This is a genomic window from Zoogloea sp. (assembly GCF_044344315.1).
In the GTDB taxonomy this organism is placed as follows: Bacteria; Pseudomonadota; Gammaproteobacteria; order Burkholderiales; family Rhodocyclaceae; genus Zoogloea.
This window is the reverse complement of record NZ_JBIJDC010000098.1, coordinates 1-17,801: the sequence shown is the minus strand read 5'-3', so window position 1 is coordinate 17,801 and position 17,801 is coordinate 1. Positions and strand designations below refer to the sequence as shown.

Below are 17,801 nucleotides of genomic sequence, written 5' to 3'. Positions count from 1 at the left end.
AATGCCCTGGCCCGTGACGTGCAGTGGGCCGAACAGACCATGCGCCTGCACATGCAGGGCACCGAGGAGTTTCTGAGCCAGCTGGCCCGGGAGCTGGCCGCCGACACGCTGGATGCAGACGGCTTCCAGGTGCGGGCCAACCAGCACATCGCCAACAACGCCGAGCTGGTCAACGTGGTGTGGATCTCCGCCGAGCAGCGGGTCAAGTGGACGGCCCCCTTCGATACCACCGACTGGCTGGTGGGCGACGCCCTGTCGGGCATCCAGGCTGTGGTGCTGGGGAAGGCGCGGGAGCTGGGGCGGCCGGTGTATGGCGACCCCTATGTGAACGCCCGCAACATGGCCGTGCTGGAAGTGTATGTGCCGGTGCAGCAGGGGCGCAGCCCCCTGGGTGCCATCGTGGCGGTGTACTCCATCGAGCGCATGGTGTCCTACCTGGTGCCCAGCTGGTTTGGCGAGAAGTATCGGCTGGCCTTTACCGACGGGCGGGGGGAGGTGCTGGCGGCCAATTCGGCAATGCGCCCCCTGGACGAGAGCCTGGCCTTCTCGGTGCCCCTTGAGCCGCCGGGCAATGGTCTGACCCTGCAGGCTACCGCTTACCACATCGACAGCGACCTGCCCCGGGCCTTCCCGATGGCGGTCATCGTTGGCCTGAGCTTCTTCGTGCTGTGGAGCCTGTGGCTGCTGCGTGCCCACATGCAGCGGCGGGTGAAGGTGGAAAAGGAGCGCGACCGGCTCTTCAACCTGTCCCTGGACATGCTGGCCATCCTCAGCCTCGACGGGGTGTTCCGGCGCTGCAACCCGGCCTTCGAGCGCATTCTCGGCTACCCCCCGGACGAGCTGCCCGGGCGCCCGATGATCGACTTCATCCACGCTGAGGACGTGGTCGACACCATCGAGCATCTGCGCAGCCTGGCCTCGGGCACGCCGGGGTCCTTCGAGAACCGTTGCCGTTGCCTGGACGGCAGCTACAAGTGGCTGGCCTGGAGCGTGAACTCGGTGCCCGACGAGCGCCTGATGTACGCGGTGGCCCATGACATCACCGGGCGCAAGGCCGCCGAGGAGGCCCTGCGCGGTGAGTACGCCTTCCGCAAGGCGATGGAGGAGTCCCTCATCACCGGCCTGCGCGCCATCGACCTGAGCGGCAAGATCATCTATGTGAACCCGGCCTTCTGCCGCATGACCGGCTGGTCGCCGGAGGAGCTGGTGGGCGCGCGGGCGCCTTTCCCGTACTGGCCGCGGGACAATTATGCGGCCCTGCAGCGCAACCTGGAGATCACCCTGGAGGGGGACGCGCCGGCCACCGGCTTCGAGATGCGCATCCAGCGCAAGAGCGGCGAGCGTCTGGACGCCCGTTTCTACCTGTCGCCGCTGATTGACGGGGAAGGGCGGCAAACCGGCTGGATGGCCTCGATCACCGACATCACCGAGCCCAAGCGCGTGCGCGCCGAGCTCGAGGAGGCCCACGAGCGTTTCGTGGCCGTGCTGGACGGGCTGGACGCCGCGGTGTACGTGGCCGATGCGGCCAGTGACGAGATCCTGTTTGCCAACCGGGCCTTCAAGAGCATCTACGGCTACGACGCCGTCGGGCAGCGGGTGGGCATCTACGGCTTGCCCACGCCCCCCGACACCCTGTGGTACGACGTGGATCCGCGCCGCCTGGCGCCCGAGCAGGTGCCTCGCGAGCTCTACGACGGTGAGCTGCAGAACGCCCTGTCCGGCCGCTGGTATCACATCCGCGAGCGCGCCACCCGCTGGGTGGACGGGCGCGTGGTGCGCATGGCCATCGCCACCGACATCACCGACCGCAAGCGCGTGGATGAGGAGAACCGGGCCCAGCAGGAGCGCCTGCAGCGCACCTCGCGCCTGATCACCATGGGCGAGATGGCCTCCACCCTGGCCCATGAGCTCAATCAGCCCCTGGCGGCCATTGCCAACTACTCCATGGGCTGCGTCAATCGCCTGCAGTCCGGCGACTATCGCCAGGAAGACATCCTCACCGCCATGCAGAAGGCTAGCGCCCAGGCCGAGCGGGCCGGCAAGATCATCCGGCGGGTGCGCGAGTTTGTGAAGAAGAGCGAGCCGCGCCGCCACGCGGTGCCCCTGGCAACCATCGTGGATGACGCCATCGGCTTCGTCGAGATTGATGCCCGCCGGCACGGGGCCCAGGTGCTCAGCCAGCTTCCGCCCGATCTGCCGCCGGTGTTTGCCGACACGGTGATGGTGGAGCAGGTGCTCCTCAACCTGGTCAAGAACGGTATCGAGGCCATGGCCGAAACGCCCGCCGAGGAACGCGTCGTCATCGTCTCCGCCCGCCGCGTCGAGCCCCGTCAGGTGGAGGTGTCGATTGCCGACCGGGGCCAGGGCCTGTCCAGCGAAGCCCGCGAGAAGCTCTTCTCGCCCTTCTACACCACCAAGAGCGAGGGCATGGGCATGGGCCTCAACATTTGCCGTTCCATCATCGAATTCCACGAAGGGCGCCTGTGGGTGGACGCCAACCCTTCGGGAGGATGTATCTTCCGTTTCACCCTGCCCCTGGAGAGTGCCCTTGAAACCGCAAGTGTCGACGCCTGAACAGATCATTTACCTGGTGGATGACGATGAAGCCCTGCGCGATTCCCTCGCCTGGCTGCTCGAATCCCAGGGCTTCAAGGTGGCCGCCTTTGCGTCGGCCGAAGACTTCCTCAAGGCCTGGCGGCCCGAATTCAACGGCTGCCTGCTGCTCGATGTGCGCATGCCCGGCATGAGCGGCCTGGAATTGCACGAGCGCCTGCGCGCCCAGTACTCGACCCTGCCCATCATCTTCATCACCGGCCACGGTGACGTGCCCATGGCGGTGGCGGCGCTCAAGAAGGGGGCGGTGGACTTCATCGAGAAGCCCTTCAACGACACCGAACTGCTGCGTCTGGTCAGCCAGTGCCTGGTCACCGAGCAGGAGCACCGTGCCCGCCGCCGTCAGGACGCTGAAGTCTCCCGGCGCCTCGATCAGCTCACCCAGCGCGAACGCGAGGTGCTCGACCTGATCATCGCCGGCAAGCTCAACAAGCAGATCGCCGATGTGCTGGGCATCAGCATCAAGACTGTTGAAGTGCACCGGGCCCGGGTGATGGAAAAGATGGCCGCCCAGTCCCTGGCCGAGCTCGTCCAGACCGTGATGGCCATCGAGGGCGTGCAGCGCACCTGAGGTCTTGGCGCCGGGCTGGATTAAAATCCGGTTTTGATCAGGGTGCGCACGCACGAGCAGGGAAACATGACCCAGGAAGCAGGACAGCCGGCAGCGGATGCATGCCGGATCAGGTTCTTGAACCACAGCTGCATTGTTCTTGAAAGCCCCGGCACGCGGGTCCTGTGTGACCCCTGGTTCGAAGGGACGGCCTTCAATGACGGCTGGCGTCTGCTGGTCGAGCATTCACACCGGATCGACGAGATCCCCTGTGACTACATCTGGCTCTCCCACGAACACCCCGACCATTTTTCCATCCCGACCCTGCGCCGGCTTGGCGAGCCCAGGCGCTTTCTGTACCAGAAGACCAGCGACGGCAAGGTCCGGGCCTTCCTGACCGCCAGAGGGCACACCTGCGCCGAGATGGAAGACGGCGTGCCCTGTGAGGTCGGCGACATCCGCAAGACGATCTACATCAGCGACGGCTACGATTCGGCGGCGGTGGTCGAATTTCCGGACGGCAGCGTCTTCCTCAATGCCAACGACGCGCGGCTGGAGATGGGCGGCAACATCGAGCGGATTCTCAAGCACCATCCCAGGATCGATGTGCTGGCGGCCCAGTTCTCCTACGCCAACTGGGCCGGCAACATCGGTGACGAGGCCACGCCCGTCCATCAGCAGGATCTGGTCATCGCCCGCCTCAAGACCTATATCGAGGCATTTCAGCCAAAGAAGCTCATCCTCTTCGCGTCCTTCGTCCATTACGCCCACGAAGAGAACTTCTACTGGAACCGGAGCTGGCTTCCGTACGTGATGAACGCGTTGCGGGACTACGCGGGCCTGATCGTCATTCCCCGCCCCGATCAGGTCTTCGGGATGCAGGACATGCTGAACCACGATTTCACTGCCGAGAACCGCGAATCCATCGCTTTCTGGGAGTCAGCGGCCGCAGACATCCGGGTCAGGGACTACACCAACCGTGAGGTCGGCCTGGACGACATTGGCCGCGCTTACCATGACTTCTTTGCCCGGATCTGGTCCGACAACGCCATCGACGCCGTCATCACCGACCGCAACCGGGATTTCGCCATCGTCGCGCATCTGCCGGACCTGGGCCGCAGCGTCCGGCTCCACTTGTTTCAGGACCGCCTCGATCTGCTGCCCGACGACGACAAGACACCTGCCGACTTCACGGTGACGGCGGAGACCCTGTGTTTCCTGCTGAAGAACAATTTCGGCCGGGGCACCCTCACCATCAACGGCCGGATCCAGTTCAACTACCCCAGTGCCCACCGCTTCTTCATCTTCTTCTTCGTCCCCTATGCCAACAATATCGGCATCCATTTCAGGGAAGGGCGCCTGGATGCGGGCAAGCTGCAGAGCATCGCCCGGACCTCAGTGATGATGTCCATCCTCCAGGCCACGGCCGAGGCGAGGGCCAACTTCGAGCGGGATCTGCTGGCCTTCGGCTGAGCCTGCCGGGCCTAGCTTGCCGGCCGGGAGGCGAGCACGTAGATCTCCCCGGCGATGTCGGGGTAGCGCTCGCCGAGGACCATGAAGGCATCCAGCATGGCCTCGCTCCAGCTCGCCTCAATCTGCCCCGACGAGACCGGCTTGAGAAAGTAGCCACCAAAAAAGTCTATGCTCAGGCCTGCGCCAAGAAAGGCCTGCCTGAAGCTCTCCGGGTCGAACACCCGGCGATGTCCGTGACGCCGGTCCATGTCGTTGAGGGCGTTCTCGGCCTCAAGCACGCCCATGATCACGCCGGCCTGACGGTGCAGGGAGCGGGCGTTGGGCACCGCCGCAAAGAGCTTGCCGCCGGGTGCCAGCCAGCCCTTGGCCAGCTTCAGGATGGCGACCGGATCTTCCACGTGTTCGAGTACATGGCCCATCACGATGGTGCCGAACTGCCTGTCGGGCCGGTATTCCTCGAACAGGGCCTGGACTACCTCGACCTCCGGAAACCGGGCCGACAGTGACTGGCAGAAAGCCTCCGCCCCTTCAACGCAGGTGATCCGCCTGCCGGTGGACTGGAGCAGTTCGGTCATCAGCCCTTCGGCCGGCCCCAGTTCGAGCACGTCGCCCTCGGCCAGGAATCTCCGCAGAACCCGAAAGCAGTAGCGGGTGCTTGCCGCATTGGCGCCCTGGGCGTAAACCGAGCGCGTGGCAATGCCATCAAGAATCTCTTTTTCAGGACCGGGCATTTCGTTTCCCTTGTTCATGTCGGTTTCAGAATCGCATGCCACCGATCCGGCTTGCAAGTTTGCCGCCCGCCCGGGCCCCCCGACCATCAGCGGTGGATGTAGGTGATGGTATACTCACGGGTTTTTCCCGAGGGACGGCAACATGACGGCTCGCATCATCGATGGCAACGCGCTTTCCGCGAAACTGCGCGGGGAACTCGCCGCGAAGGCGGCTGAACTGACCGCCAAGGGCACCCAGCCCTGTCTGGCCGTGATCCTGGTGGGGGGCGATCCGGCCTCTGCCGTTTACGTGCGCAACAAGGTGGCGGGCTGCGAGAAGGCCGGCATCAAGTCCCTCAAGTTCGAATACGCCCAGGACACGGCCCCGGCCGATGTGCTCGGCAAGATCGCCGAACTCAACGCCGATCCGTCGGTGCACGGCATCCTGGTGCAACTGCCCCTGCCGAAGCACTTCGACGAGAAGGCCGTGCTCGAAGCCATTTCCGTCGAGAAGGACGTGGACGGTTTCCACGCCGAGAACGTCGGCCGCCTGTCCCAGGGCCAGGAAGCCTTCATTCCGTGCACGCCCAACGGCGTGATGGAAATGCTCAAGAGCATCGAAACGCCCCTGCGCGGCGCCGAAGCCGTGGTCATCGGGCGCTCCAACATCGTTGGCAAGCCGATGGCCATGCTCCTCACCGCCGCCGGCGCCACCGTCACCGTGTGCCACTCGGGCACCCGCGACCTGAACTTCCACACCCGCCGTGCCGACATCCTGGTGGCCGCCATCGGCAAGCCCAAGTTCGTCACCGGCGACATGGTGCGCCCCGGCGCCGTCGTCATCGACGTGGGCATCAACCGTCTCCAGGACGGGCCCGATGCGGGCAAGCTCTGCGGCGACGTGGATTTCGACTCCGCCAAGGACGTCGCCGGCGCCATCACCCCGGTGCCTGGCGGCGTCGGCCCCATGACCATCACCATGCTGCTCGCCAACACCGTCGAGTCGGCAAGCCGCGCAGCCCGGAAGGCCTGAACCATGAGCGACCAACAACCCGTCATCGGCATCGTCATGGGGTCCAACTCCGACTGGCCCACCATGCAGGCCGCGGCCAAGGTGCTGAAGGACTTCGGCGTGCCCTTCGAGGCCCGCGTCGTGTCCGCCCACCGCACCCCCGACCTGATGTTCGAGTACGCCGAACAGGCCCGCGAGCGCGGCCTGCGCGCCATCATCGCGGGGGCCGGCGGCGCCGCCCACCTGCCGGGCATGATCGCCGCCAAGACCACCGTGCCGGTGCTGGGCGTGCCGGTGCAGTCCAAGGCCCTGTCGGGCAAGGATTCCCTGCTCTCCATCGTTCAGATGCCCAAGGGCATCCCGGTTGGCACCTTCGCCATCGGCGAGGCCGGCGCCGCCAATGCGGGCCTGTTTGCCGTGGCCCTGCTGGCCTCCACCGATGCCGCCCTGGCTCAAAAGCTCGACGCCTTCCGTGCCGACCAGACCGCCAGCGTGCTGGCGATGACCCTCGACCCGGTCTGATTCCGATCTGATTTTGCAGGACTGACGCGATGATTCTCCCGCCCGCCACCCTTGGCATGCTTGGCGGCGGCCAGCTCGGCCGCTTCTTCGTCGCCGCAGCCCACGAGATGGGCTACAAGGTGTGGGTCCTTGATCCGGACCCCCACAGCCCGGCCGGCCTCATCGCCGACCGCCACCTGCAGGCCGGCTACGACGACTTCGAAGCCCTCGATGCGCTGGCCGATGGTTGTGCCGCGGTGAGCACCGAGTTCGAGAACGTGCCGGCCACCACGCTGGACTACCTGGCCAAGTTCATCCCCGTGCGCCCCGGCGCCTCGGCGGTGGCGGTGTGCCAGAACCGCATCGCCGAAAAGTCCTTCCTGCGCGACAACGGCATTCCCCACGGCCCCTTCGCCGTCATCCACTCGGATGCCGACATCGCCGCCGCCGACGCCAGCCTTTACCCCGCCATCCTCAAGGTGGCCCGCTTCGGCTACGACGGCAAGGGCCAGGCCCGCGTCGCCAACGCCGCCGAAGCCCTGCACGCCTTCCACCAGTTCAAGGGCGAGCCCTGCGTGCTGGAGCAGATGCTGAGCCTCGACTACGAAGTCTCGGTGGTGCTGGCCCGCGACGAGAACGGCAATACCCGCTGCTTCCCCACCGTGGAAAACCAGCACACCCACGGCATCCTCGACGTCTCCATCGCCCCGGCGCGGGCCTCCGCCTGCCAGCAGGATTCGGCCCAGGAATACGCCGAACGCATCGCCGAGCGCCTGGGTTTCATCGGCACCCTGGCCGTCGAGTTCTTCGCCAGCCGCGGTCAGCTGGTGGTGAACGAAATGGCGCCGCGCCCCCACAACAGCGGCCACCACACCATCGACGCCTGCGCCGTCAGCCAGTACGACCAGCAGGTGCGCGCCCTGTGTGGCCTGCCCCTGGGCGAGCCGCGCCAGCATAGCGCCTCGGTGATGGTCAATCTGCTGGGCGAGCTGTGGTTTGAAGGCGGCGACCCCCACGGCCGTTACCGCGAGCCCGACTGGTCGGTGCTGCACGCCGTGCCCGGCCTGCGCCTGCATCTGTATGCCAAGCACCACGCCCGCCATGGTCGCAAGATGGGCCACTTTACGGTGGTGGGAAGCGACGCCGCCGACGTGCTCGCCAAGGCCCTGGCCGCCCGCGCCGCCATCGGCATCCGTGACGAATAAAGCCTGAGCGGATGAACGACATCCCGCGCGCGGTTGCGCTCCTGCGCCAGGGCGAGCTGGTCGCCCTGCCCACCGAGACCGTCTATGGCCTCGGCGCCGATGCCCTCAATCCCGCCGCCGTGGCCAAGATCTTTGCCGCCAAGGGGCGCCCGTCGGACCACCCCCTCATCGTCCATCTGGCCGACGCCGAGCAGATCGTCGACTGGGCCCGCGACATCCCCCGCGAAGCCATCGCCCTGGCCCGCGCCTTCTGGCCCGGCCCGCTCACCCTCATCCTCAAGAAGGAGGAGGGCGTGCCCGACATCGTCACCGGCGGGCAGGACACCGTAGGCCTGCGGGTGCCCAATCACCCCGTGGCGCTGGAACTGCTGCGCGCCTTCGGTGGCGGCGTGGCGGCACCCTCGGCCAACCGCTTCGGGCGCATCAGCCCCACCACCGCCGAGCACGTCCGGCAGGAGCTGGGTGAGCGCGTTCCCCTGATCCTCGAAGGCGGTGCCTGCCAGGTGGGCCTGGAATCCACCATCCTCGACCTGTCCCGCGATGTGCCGGTGATCCTGCGCCCCGGCGCCATCGGCGTGGATGACATCGCCCGGGTCATCGGCCGCCGCCCGCGCCTGCGCGGTGAAGAACAGCAGCCCGATGCCGCCCCCCGCGTCTCCGGTGCCCTGGCCGCCCACTACGCCCCGCGCACCCCGCTCGAACTGATAGCCAGCGCCGAGCTGCCCACCCGTGCCCGCAGCGGCGATGCCATTCTGGCCCGTCAGCCCGCGCCCGCCGGCCTGCCCGACGGCGTGAACTGGATCGTCGCCCCCACCGACCCGGCCGCCTACGGCCACGACCTCTACGCCAGCCTGCGCGCCCTCGATGAGTCGGCATGCACCCGCATCCTGGTCGAAGCCCCGCCCGCCACCCCCGAGTGGTCCGCCGTCGCCGACCGCCTCGGCCGCGCCGCCGTCGGCTCCGGCGAAGACGACGAAACCTGATCCCGCGGCGGGCCTTGAGTCATGGCCACAATCCGGGCTTTGCAGGGCCGCCAAGCATGGCTATAATGCTCGCCTTACGTGGGCCGATAGCTCAGCTGGGAGAGCGCCGCGTTCGCAATGCGGAGGTCGTGAGTTCGATCCTCATTCGGTCCACCACCGTTTTCCCAGGGCCAGCTGCCTGCTGGCCTTTTCAATCTGCAAATCCTGCAGCACCCCGTGGAGGGGTTCCCGAGCGGTCAAAGGGATCAGACTGTAAATCTGACGGCACTGCCTTCGAAGGTTCGAATCCTTCCCCCTCCACCACCTTTCCCCCGTCGTTACCGGCTGATCTTATCGTCAGGTGCATCTGCGTGCTCTTGCCGAGAGGTCGGGCTGGCTGCACACGGCCGCTTTGTAGCGCTGCTGCGACATGAAAGCCTGCTTTACGTGCTGCACATCAAATTAAAGCACGCTTTAAATGACCCATAGCTCTGGCACCTATGTGATCTCGACGACGCTGGGCGAGCCGGTGCGGGCCTTTGTGCCCCATCCCTTGCCTCCGGCGGGCTCCGCGCTGGAGCCCGCGCTTTTCGCCGATCTCAACCGTCAGGCAGAACTCGCCCTGGCCCGTCTGTCGGGCGTCTCCGGCCTGGTGCCATCGGTGGACTGGCTGCTGTACAGCGCCATCCGTAAGGAAGCCCTGCTCACGTCCCAGATCGAGGGCACCCAGGCCACGCTTACCGACCTGTTCGACGAAGAGGCGGGTTTCAAGGTCAGCAACACTGACGATGTGGAGGAGGTGACGAATTACCTCCGCGCCTTCCGCTGGGTTCAGGCGCAATTGCGTGACCCCAAAGGCTTGCCCATCAGTGTGCGGCTGCTGTGCGAGGCCCATCGCCTCTTGCTTGACGGGGCCCGGGGAGCGGGCAAACAGCCGGGAGAGCTACGTCGTTCGCAGAACTGGATCGGCGGCACAAGACCGGGGAACGCCGCATTCGTGCCGCTACCTGCTCCAATCCCCCAAGGCCGGCCCGGCGAGCTATCGCCTGTTTGAAATGCTGCCGATGATGCCCCGCTTCACCATCGAGCGCGTCCGCCAGCAGCTGGACACCAGCTTCCCTACCGCCACGGCTGCGGTGAAAGTGCTGGAAGATCTCGGGATCGTCATCGAGATGACCGGCCAGAAGAAGAACCGGCGCTACAGCTACCAGGGGTATGTGGACCTGCTCTCCCGGTGAGAGAGGGCGGGTGGCGTTCTGCATGAACCTGGATTTCTCGATGGCTCTCTTTGAAACGGCTGCAAACCCAATGCTGACGAGGGTTCAGGTGCAATTAGCCGCATCACCCGATGGCTTAAGCTGAAGGGGTTTATGTGAGGCGCTGAAGGCAACTGGAGGGCCTGTAGGGGCGACTTCAGTCGCCCGCGGACTTTGATCAAGGGCATGCCGGTGATCGACGCGTGGTGGGCGACTGAAGTCGCCCCTACAAGTCGCCCCTACCAGCCGCTCCTACAGGTTACGCCTGCACAATGCCGGGGGCGGAGCGAACCCGCCCAGAACTTTCTCGAGACGGCCCGCCACCTTGAGCAGCCTATCCTCCTGCCAGCGCCTTCCAATGATCTGGACTCCCACGGGCAAGCCGTCTTCGATCCCGGCAGGCAGGGCCACCACCGGGCTGCCGGTCAGGGAGAAGGGGGTGGTCATGGCCAGGGTGGCTTCCAGGTAGGGCAGGGAGGTTTCTCCCACCGCCAGCCGGGGCGGCTTTCTGCTTGCGGGCATCGGCTCGCCCGGGTAGGGGCCGGTGGGGGCCACGGGGCAGAGGACGGCGTCCCAGTGGCCGAGGAAGGCCTCGAGGGATTGGATGAGCGCCTCGCGCTGGTTGAGCGCTTCGTTGTAGCGCCGCAGCTTGAAGTCCATGCCCCGGGCGAAGGCGCGGGTGAGGGTGTGGTCGCGGGGCAGGAAGGGGCGTATGCCCTGGAGGATGCGGCGCTGCCAGCCCGGCATGCCAAGGCCGATTTCCGCCCCGCCTATCGTCCCGAAGGCGTCCCAGGCCAGCCGCACATCGAAGTCGGGCGGCGCGCAGCGGGTGACCGTGTGGCCGGCTGCGGCCAGCGTGCCGGCCATCCGTTCCAGGCCCCGGCGAGTCCATGGGCACAGCGGCGTGCCGGCGAAATCCGTCCACAGGGCGATCCGCATGGGGGCGCCTGTTTCGCCCGGTGCTGCAGCGTGGGCCGAGGGGGCGATGGGCGGGACGGCCGTGTCCACGCCGTCCGGCCCGGCCAGGAGGCCAAAGCCCAGGTCCAGATCGGCCACGCAGCGGGCCAGAACCCCGAAGGACAGCATATGCCAGACGGTGCGCCCGGCTCCGCCGAACTCTGGCGGCAGATGGGGAATGTGCCCGGTGCGGGGGATGCGGTTTTCGGTGGCCTTCAGCCCGGCAACGCCGCAGTAGGCCGCCGGGATGCGGATTGAGCCGCCAATGTCGCTGCCGATCTCCAGCAGCGAGAAGCCGGCCGCGATGGCCACGGCGCTGCCGCCCGAGCTGCCCCCCGGGGTCAGGGCCGGATTCCATGGGTTGCGCGTGAGCCCGAACAGCGGGCTCCAGCAATGGGGCGCGCCCGCCAGTTCGGGCAGATTGCTCTTGCCCATCAGGATCGCGCCGGCCTGCCGCCAGCGGGCCACCACCGAGGCATCGGCCACGGGCCGGTAGTCCGCCAGCGGCCGGAAGCTGGAGGTGGTTCGCATGTCCCGGGTGGCAAAGGCATCCTTGATCGACACCGGCACCCCCAGCAGTGGCGGCAAGGGCTTGCCCTGGGCAAGGCGTCGGTCCGCCTCCCTGGTCGCAAGCAGGGCGCCCTCCCGGTTCAGCGTGACCAGCGCGTTGAGCTCGGGGTTGAAGCGGTCGATGCGTGCCTGACACGCCAGCACCAGCGCCTCGGCGGAATAGCGCCCCTGCCGCAGATCGCTGGCCGCCCGGGTGGCGGTGAGCTGCCCGAGGTCTGGCGCTGCATTATGGCGGGGTGCTGCCGGCGTATCGCCGCCCGCAAAGGGCTGCGCGGGATGATTGGTCATGATGATGCGCGGGTATGAACACCCGGGCAGTCTAGGGAGCGCGTTGTGTCCCGTATTGTCGTGAAACGACAGCGCTCAATATCCGGATGGGCCAAACAGGCGCGTCATGTGGTGTGGTGCAACCCGGTAGGGCCAGAAGGCCGGATCGTCGCTGGCGACCCCGGCGGCCAGCTGGCCCGGGGTGTAACCGGTAAAGCGCAGCACATCATGGATGAGGTGGGATTGATCGCAGTATCCAAAGCGCGCGGCCACGTCGGCCCAGGTGCCTGTGCCTGGCGGCCGGCCGGCGACAAAGCTCATCAGCTGGCTGCAGCGCAACTGCTGGCGCAGGCTGCGCAGCGATTGTCCATAGCTGGCCCGAAAGCGGCGTTCAAACTGGCGCAGGCTCAGGCCAAAGCGCGCCGCCAGCGCCTCGGGCGGCAGGCTGAAGCCGTCGGGGGGCAGCACGATGTCTGCCTTACCTCCGGCGCGGCCCTGGTGGAGTACAGACAGGAGCGCCATCACGGCCTGCACCTGGCCTGCGATATCGTCGGTCTCCGCCAGCCGCGCCTGGCAGCGGGCCGCCTCACCCCGTTCCTGGCCGGTCAGACAATCATCAAAGTCGGCCAAGCTGTCCATGATGGTGAGCGCCGGAAAATCCATGATTCGTCGCAACTGCCCCGGCTTCACCGCCAGGGTCAGGATGCGGGTGCCGGGCGCCGCCCAGGCCCGCAAGCTCTCGTGCGTCCCGCCACACAGGCTGATGCGGGCCATGGGCTGCGTGCCCCCGGGGCGACAGACGCGGATTTCGCCGCGCGGAATGACCAGAATGAGGGGATGCATGCCGGCGGGGAGCACATAGCCACCGCCCGGCAGGGCCTTGACCATCCCGTGCTGCAGGCAGCCGGCCACGGCGGGGGAGGGCGCAAACAGGAAGTCCATGGTGGCGTGTTGGGTTTCAGGGTTAGGCGCCTGGGATGATGACATGGGGGCGATGGTCGGGGGGCGTGAGCGATTGCAGTGCCTGCGCTCACTGCCATGATGCGGGCACTGCAATCATCGGGGGCATTGTCTTATCAGGCCAGGGCCGTTTCCTCGATACGCCGGTTGCCCAGCTGAAAGGCCAGGGCAGTGGCAAGAGTCAGGACGCCAAGAACGAGGCTCAGGGTTGTCCTGAGGCCATGGCTGTCCGACAGCATCCCGAGCAGGGGCGAGAGCATGCCGCCAACGGACAGGGCCAGCCCGAGGGTGATGCCTGCCGCCGTGGCCGGATTGCGCGGCAGGTAGTCCTGGGCCAGCGTCACCTGGGAGGCGAAAGGAAGGAACATCGCAGTACCCAGCAGGGCGGCGCATAGCATGGCTGGGAGGGGGGCGTTGGCGAGGACCAGGCCTGCCAGAGCGGGCAGCGCCAGGGTGTAGCCAAGCCGGATCGTGGCGATGCGCCCCACCCGGTCGGCCAGCAAGCCACCGCCCAGAGTCCCGATGGCACTGGCGGCGGTGAAGCAGGTGAGGACCAGAGCGCCCTGGGCGCTGCTGCCATGCAGATCGCGGCTGGTATACAGGGCGACCATGGAGAGCACCGTCACGTAGGGGATGGACCAGCCGACAATGACCGCGCTCAAGCGCAGGAAGGCTCGCCAGTCGTTCGTGGCAAGGGAGCTGGCGCGGCGCCGGGCATGGGCGAGGGCGGCTTCCGCCGCGTCGGCATGGCGGGTGGCCCCCCACCAGACGACGGCCATCACCGCAGCGGGGAGCGCCAGCCATGGCGTTGCCGAAAGGGATGACCCGCCGATCACCGCCGTCGCTACCAGCGGCGCGGCCGCCGCACCCAGCATTCCACCCACCGAGAACAGGCTCATGGCTTTCTGGGAGGCGCCGCCAGCCAGCCGGGCGGCGGTTGTCGCAGGGGGGTGATAGGCCGCGATGCCCAGCCCGCTGATGGCAATGGCCAGCCAGGTCCAGAGGTAGCTCTCCGCCACACCGGCCAGTGCGACGCCCAGCGCGGCGAGCATGAAACCGGCCGGGATCAGCCAATTGCGCGGGTGCTTGTCGGCGTAAAGGCCAAACAGCGGCTGAACCACGCTGGACAGCCCGGTGGCCGCCAGGATCAGGCCGCTCACCGCGGTATAGCTATAGCCGCGTTCCAGCACCATGAAAGGGAGCAGGGCGGGTATCAGGCCCTGGTAGAGATCATTGACCGAATGGGTTCCGGTCAGCAGCCCGAGGCGTTTTCGATTCATGGGTGTTTCTCCGGGTTGGGGAGCCGTTATGCTAGGCGCCCGCCCTTCCTGGCTTCTCCCCCGAAAACACCGGTCGTCGTCGCGATATGGACAATGTGGAACTGGAATCGCTGCTGAAAGTCGAGTCGTCCCTGCGCCCTGTGGCGGTGCTTGCGTCGGACCTGGCCGCTGGCGTTCGCATCGCACCGCATGTGCACCGCCGCGGGCAGCTGCTGCACGCCATCCACGGCGTGATGATCGTGCGCGCACCGGGCGGCAGCTGGGTGGTGCCGCAGGGGCGTGCGGTGTGGGTGCCCGCCGGCGTGGAGCACGAGATCGAAGCGACTGCCGGACCGGTGGCGACACGCACGGTCTTCATCGAGCCGGGATTCCTGCGCGGGCCCGAGCTTGCTGCATGCCGCGTGATCGGAGTGACGCCCCTGCTGCGCCAGCTCATCGTCACGGCGGTGGATGAACTGCCCCTGGACTACCCCGAAGGAGGGCGCGAGGAGAGGCTGATGAATCTCATTGCGGATGAGATCGAGAGGGCGCCTGCCCTGGGCCTGCATCTTCCGATGCCGACGGCCCCCCGTCTGGCGTCCTTGTGTCGGGCCTTCCTGGATAATCCGGCCGCCGACGCAAGCCTGGCAGACTGGGCACGGCAGGCCCACCTGACCGAGAAGACCCTGGCCCGCCAGTTTCTGAAGGAAACCGGCTTGAACATGGGAGCCTGGTGCCGTCAGGCCCGACTGCTGCTCAGCCTGCCGGCGCTGGCCGCGGGGCGTTCGGTACTGGACGTGGCGCTGAGCCACGGCTATGACAGCCCGAGCGCCTTTTCGGCCGCCTTCCGGCGCGCCTTCGGCATTTCACCGATCCAGTACATCAAGGGAGAAGCGGGGGCTGCGATGGATGTGATTGGTGGTTCGGGCTTCCGCGAGTGCGAGTAGGCGTCTCCGCGAAGGTCGGGGCGATTCAGATTGCATCGGTCAGGGGCTCTCGTTAGGGAATGGCGTACGGATTATCTCGCGCGTGCCCGCGTGGAGGGAAAATGGGGAGTAAATCAGTGCTTCCCTCGGTGGCCACGGGCTGCTTTTACGAAGCTTCTTTCGCCAAGAGCTGCATGTTGAGCGAACTTGTTGTCAAACCTGCTCTGTCGAACCGGTAGCGCATATAGGCCGAGATATCGTCCTCGTGGGAGGAGACAACCAACTGGCAATGCTTGAGTTCGCAACGGAGTAGGTCGGTCAAGGAAGCAACGTTGACTTCATCCAGGGATTGCGATGGGTCATCAATCAGGATGAGAGGTACCCGAGCATAGACCTTGTTGAGCGAGAGGAAGAAGGCTAGGCTGAGGGCGGACACCTGACCAGAACTCATGGACATGACCGCGTCGTGTTCAGACTTCTCGGCAGTCAGGAACCTCAACTGCGTACCTTCGCGGCTCTCAATAAACAGGCCCAGGCCACGCTGGTAGTTTTGGATCAGCCGGCCACTGTAGATGTGGAATATGAACTCAATAGCCGAAATTGTCTGGTCGGTATAACTCTGCTCTGTCTTCTTCAGTGTGCTGCGGAGCTTTTCGATTTTAGCTTGTGTTTTTTGGGCCGCCAGGGTTTCTCTTTCGATAAGCTTAAGGTCGGAAATACAGGTTTGGAGCCTGGAGTTTTGAGCCTCGTTAGCTTTAATCGATATGTACTGCTCTTTGTCCTTCAGGTCTTCAGCCGTGACTATGTAGAAGTCCTGCAGGTCTTTGAAGGCGCTGTTTGTGGTTTCTCGCCAGTCCTCCGGCAGCGCTAAGGCATCAGCTTCAACCAGTCTTTTATTTCTTAGAATCTCCTTGAGATTTCCAAGTCGCTGATCTACTAAGTCATCAATTTCCGTAAATGAGTCAGTAAATTGAATGTTTTCGCTTTTCAGCTTCTCTAGTAGCTGGGTTGTTGCCGGGAGCCGAAGCTTAATGCTGGTCAGCGCTGCATGTAGATTTGGTTCAAATGTAGGCGTGAGAAGTTTCAGGCTGTCTTGTATGTGGGTATCGATGAGCTTCAGCTCGGCGTCCATAGCAGCGATAAGGCTAACTAAGTCCTTGCCATCCTGGCCTAGTGATTCAGAGAGCCGCTTCGTTCTTGATTCAATGGCATCCACCATTGATTTGTGATCTTCCCAGTCAGCGCCGCAGAGAGGGCATAACTGATCGTCGGGATAGGACTTCTTATGTTCCTCAAGTAGCTGCCTTTTTAGGCGCTCCAATTCGACTACGATGTTCGCGTTGGCGCTGCTTTTTTCTCGTAGGCTGTTTCGGGATTCAATTTGTGACTCAAACCACTCAAGACGCCCAACCGCCCAGCTTGGTAGTGATCGGGCTTCTTCGAGCTTGATCACCGTGGCACCGCGTTTGATGATGCTTGCTGAACGCTCTAATTCATCAATCCCCTTCTTGATAGCTTCAAGCCCATCAAGCTTGCCAAGGTCTTTGCCAAACTGAGCCAGACTTCTCAGAGCTTCCTCGTTACGATCAATGTCGGCATCGATTGTCTCGTTGTGAACCCTGGTTTTTATCGTGGCTTTGAGTGGCAGAAGGGCGGTAATCTTGCGAACGGATTCCTGGTAGGTAGTATGGTCTACCGCTGAGTACGTTGAGAACAGGATCTCCTTGTCCCATCCTGGTTGGACATCGGTCGTAGAGAGCTTTTTGTACCCAACGATCCCAGCCTCTGCCTGCAATGTGTCTCTTAGGGTGGCTATCTCTTCCGTGAGTGACTCAACTTTTTCCTTACGCTCAGGATCGTTGATGTGCTTTGTAAGTTTGCTGTATATGGTGTTGCAGCTTTCGATCTCGGCTTCGATATCGCTGATATTAAAGAGGTTTCCTAGTTTATCCTTACGTTCGTCTACCCGTGTGTGTAACAGCCGGTTTTGTCCTTGCTCCAGATAGTTAAGGAAGGGGAAGTTTTCCCTGAAGTTCTTTCCGAAAACTTCGTCAAGGAAGTTGTTGTTGCGCTGATTGATTTTCGTGAAGTCAGATGATTCGAATTCTGGTAGCTCGTAAAGCCTGAAGTTTTCGTATTTGTCCGCACGATTGTTTGCTGGCTTTTTGAATATTGTGGCTGGGCAATGTCTGGCTAAAACAAGTTTGCGATCATTATTAATGAACTCAATTTTAATGCAGAGGTCGTTCTCGCCGGAGCGACTGTTCCAGAAGAGATTGTCCGCGTAGTCTCTCTTGTTCTTGGTTAGTAATGTAGAGAATAGGTTTTGTATTCGATTGATCTGGCCGGTGAGAAGCAGTTCGATGGCGTCAAATATGCTTGTTTTGCCATAGCCGTTAGGGCCGTCCAGAGTTAGCAAGGACGACTCGCCAAGATCCAAGAAAATATGCTTGAATGCTTTGAAGCTAGAGACTTCAATCTTGGATATTTGCCATTTCATTGCGAATCATTTCCTTGATAAAATCGTCGGCGTTTTTGTCTGTGACTTGCTGGATAGTCGAATATGTATCGTTCAGGCCG

Annotated in this window: 15 protein-coding genes and 2 tRNA genes; 12 read left to right on the top strand and 5 right to left on the bottom strand. The window is 64.3% G+C overall.

The features are described 5' to 3' along the window. From ACIQ09_RS17545 to ACIQ09_RS17535, 3 genes are all read left to right on the top strand, one after another. A partial coding sequence (locus ACIQ09_RS17545; protein WP_398312865.1) for a PAS domain S-box protein occupies positions 1 to 2,574 on the top strand: 2,574 nt, incomplete at its 5' end. Next, positions 2,549 to 3,184, top strand: coding sequence for a response regulator transcription factor (locus tag ACIQ09_RS17540; protein ID WP_398312862.1), 636 nt, complete (start codon positions 2,549 to 2,551; stop codon positions 3,182 to 3,184). The genes ACIQ09_RS17545 and ACIQ09_RS17540, both read left to right, overlap by 26 nt. Before the next feature lie 117 nt (positions 3,185 to 3,301). Next, complete coding sequence (locus ACIQ09_RS17535; RefSeq protein WP_398312859.1) at positions 3,302 to 4,636, top strand: MBL fold metallo-hydrolase; 1,335 nt, start codon at positions 3,302 to 3,304, stop codon at positions 4,634 to 4,636. 11 nt (positions 4,637 to 4,647) lie between these two features. Here ACIQ09_RS17535 and ACIQ09_RS17530 read toward each other — a convergent pair whose 3' ends face one another. Continuing rightward, a complete protein-coding gene (locus ACIQ09_RS17530) occupies positions 4,648 to 5,367 on the bottom strand; it encodes a methyltransferase domain-containing protein (protein ID WP_398312856.1) in 720 nt (239 codons plus the stop codon). A gap of 142 nt (positions 5,368 to 5,509) precedes the next feature. Between ACIQ09_RS17530 and folD the strand changes: the two genes are divergently transcribed. From folD to ACIQ09_RS17490, 8 genes are all read left to right on the top strand, one after another. Beyond that, positions 5,510 to 6,379 (top strand): bifunctional methylenetetrahydrofolate dehydrogenase/methenyltetrahydrofolate cyclohydrolase FolD, encoded by an 870-nt coding sequence (gene folD / locus ACIQ09_RS17525; protein WP_398312853.1) that lies wholly within the window; start codon positions 5,510 to 5,512, stop codon positions 6,377 to 6,379. 3 nt (positions 6,380 to 6,382) lie between these two features. Beyond that, entirely contained in the window at positions 6,383 to 6,880 is a 498-nt protein-coding gene (gene purE / locus ACIQ09_RS17520; protein WP_398312850.1) for a 5-(carboxyamino)imidazole ribonucleotide mutase, read from the top strand. 29 nt (positions 6,881 to 6,909) lie between these two features. Then, the gene (locus tag ACIQ09_RS17515; protein ID WP_398312847.1) at positions 6,910 to 8,064 is read left to right on the top strand and encodes a 5-(carboxyamino)imidazole ribonucleotide synthase; all 1,155 of its coding nucleotides are present in this window, start codon (positions 6,910 to 6,912) and stop codon (positions 8,062 to 8,064) included. An 11-nt stretch (positions 8,065 to 8,075) separates the two neighbouring features. Then, on the top strand, positions 8,076 to 9,047 hold the full coding sequence (locus tag ACIQ09_RS17510; protein WP_398312844.1) for an L-threonylcarbamoyladenylate synthase: 972 nt from the start codon (positions 8,076 to 8,078) through the stop codon (positions 9,045 to 9,047). 80 nt (positions 9,048 to 9,127) lie between these two features. Continuing rightward, a tRNA-Ala gene (locus ACIQ09_RS17505) sits at positions 9,128 to 9,203 on the top strand. Between the two features lie 62 nt (positions 9,204 to 9,265). Next, positions 9,266 to 9,350: transfer RNA gene (locus tag ACIQ09_RS17500), tRNA-Tyr, on the top strand. Between the two features lie 154 nt (positions 9,351 to 9,504). Beyond that, a complete protein-coding gene (locus tag ACIQ09_RS17495) occupies positions 9,505 to 10,080 on the top strand; it encodes a Fic/DOC family N-terminal domain-containing protein (RefSeq protein ID WP_398312841.1) in 576 nt (191 codons plus the stop codon). 10 nt (positions 10,081 to 10,090) lie between these two features. Then, the gene (locus ACIQ09_RS17490; RefSeq protein ID WP_398312838.1) at positions 10,091 to 10,264 is read left to right on the top strand and encodes a hypothetical protein; all 174 of its coding nucleotides are present in this window, start codon (positions 10,091 to 10,093) and stop codon (positions 10,262 to 10,264) included. Between the two features lie 270 nt (positions 10,265 to 10,534). Here the strand turns inward: ACIQ09_RS17490 and ACIQ09_RS17485 are convergent, their stop codons facing one another. From ACIQ09_RS17485 to ACIQ09_RS17475, 3 genes are all read right to left on the bottom strand, one after another. Beyond that, on the bottom strand, positions 10,535 to 12,097 hold the full coding sequence (locus ACIQ09_RS17485; RefSeq protein ID WP_398312835.1) for an amidase: 1,563 nt from the start codon (positions 12,095 to 12,097) through the stop codon (positions 10,535 to 10,537). 75 nt (positions 12,098 to 12,172) lie between these two features. Then, on the bottom strand, positions 12,173 to 13,063 hold the full coding sequence (locus ACIQ09_RS17480; RefSeq protein ID WP_398312832.1) for a helix-turn-helix domain-containing protein: 891 nt from the start codon (positions 13,061 to 13,063) through the stop codon (positions 12,173 to 12,175). An 89-nt stretch (positions 13,064 to 13,152) separates the two neighbouring features. Then, entirely contained in the window at positions 13,153 to 14,316 is a 1,164-nt protein-coding gene (locus tag ACIQ09_RS17475) for an MFS transporter (RefSeq protein ID WP_398312829.1), read from the bottom strand. Between the two features lie 95 nt (positions 14,317 to 14,411). Between ACIQ09_RS17475 and ACIQ09_RS17470 the strand changes: the two genes are divergently transcribed. Then, positions 14,412 to 15,242, top strand: a complete 831-nt coding sequence (locus ACIQ09_RS17470) for an AraC family transcriptional regulator (RefSeq protein WP_398312826.1) — start codon at positions 14,412 to 14,414, stop codon at positions 15,240 to 15,242. 145 nt (positions 15,243 to 15,387) lie between these two features. On the opposite strand, the gene ACIQ09_RS17465 is transcribed toward ACIQ09_RS17470, so the two are convergent. Beyond that, on the bottom strand, positions 15,388 to 17,721 hold the full coding sequence (locus ACIQ09_RS17465; protein ID WP_398312822.1) for an AAA family ATPase: 2,334 nt from the start codon (positions 17,719 to 17,721) through the stop codon (positions 15,388 to 15,390). Positions 17,722 to 17,801: the final 80 nt, after the last annotated feature.

Bases quoted from the DNA above. Each gene is read 5' to 3' on its own strand.
- ACIQ09_RS17530 (WP_398312856.1), bottom strand. From the start codon at position 5,367: ATGCCCGGTCCTGAAAAAGAGATTCTTGATGGCATTGCCACGCGCTCG.
- folD (WP_398312853.1), top strand. From the start codon at position 5,510: ATGACGGCTCGCATCATCGATGGCAACGCGCTTTCCGCGAAACTGCGC.
- purE (WP_398312850.1), top strand. From the start codon at position 6,383: ATGAGCGACCAACAACCCGTCATCGGCATCGTCATGGGGTCCAACTCC.
- ACIQ09_RS17515 (WP_398312847.1), top strand. From the start codon at position 6,910: ATGATTCTCCCGCCCGCCACCCTTGGCATGCTTGGCGGCGGCCAGCTC.
- ACIQ09_RS17510 (WP_398312844.1), top strand. From the start codon at position 8,076: ATGAACGACATCCCGCGCGCGGTTGCGCTCCTGCGCCAGGGCGAGCTG.
- ACIQ09_RS17495 (WP_398312841.1), top strand. From the start codon at position 9,505: ATGACCCATAGCTCTGGCACCTATGTGATCTCGACGACGCTGGGCGAG.
- ACIQ09_RS17490 (WP_398312838.1), top strand. From the start codon at position 10,091: ATGATGCCCCGCTTCACCATCGAGCGCGTCCGCCAGCAGCTGGACACC.
- ACIQ09_RS17485 (WP_398312835.1), bottom strand. From the start codon at position 12,097: ATGACCAATCATCCCGCGCAGCCCTTTGCGGGCGGCGATACGCCGGCA.
- ACIQ09_RS17480 (WP_398312832.1), bottom strand. From the start codon at position 13,063: ATGTCATCATCCCAGGCGCCTAACCCTGAAACCCAACACGCCACCATG.
- ACIQ09_RS17475 (WP_398312829.1), bottom strand. From the start codon at position 14,316: ATGAATCGAAAACGCCTCGGGCTGCTGACCGGAACCCATTCGGTCAAT.
- ACIQ09_RS17465 (WP_398312822.1), bottom strand. From the start codon at position 17,721: ATGAAATGGCAAATATCCAAGATTGAAGTCTCTAGCTTCAAAGCATTC.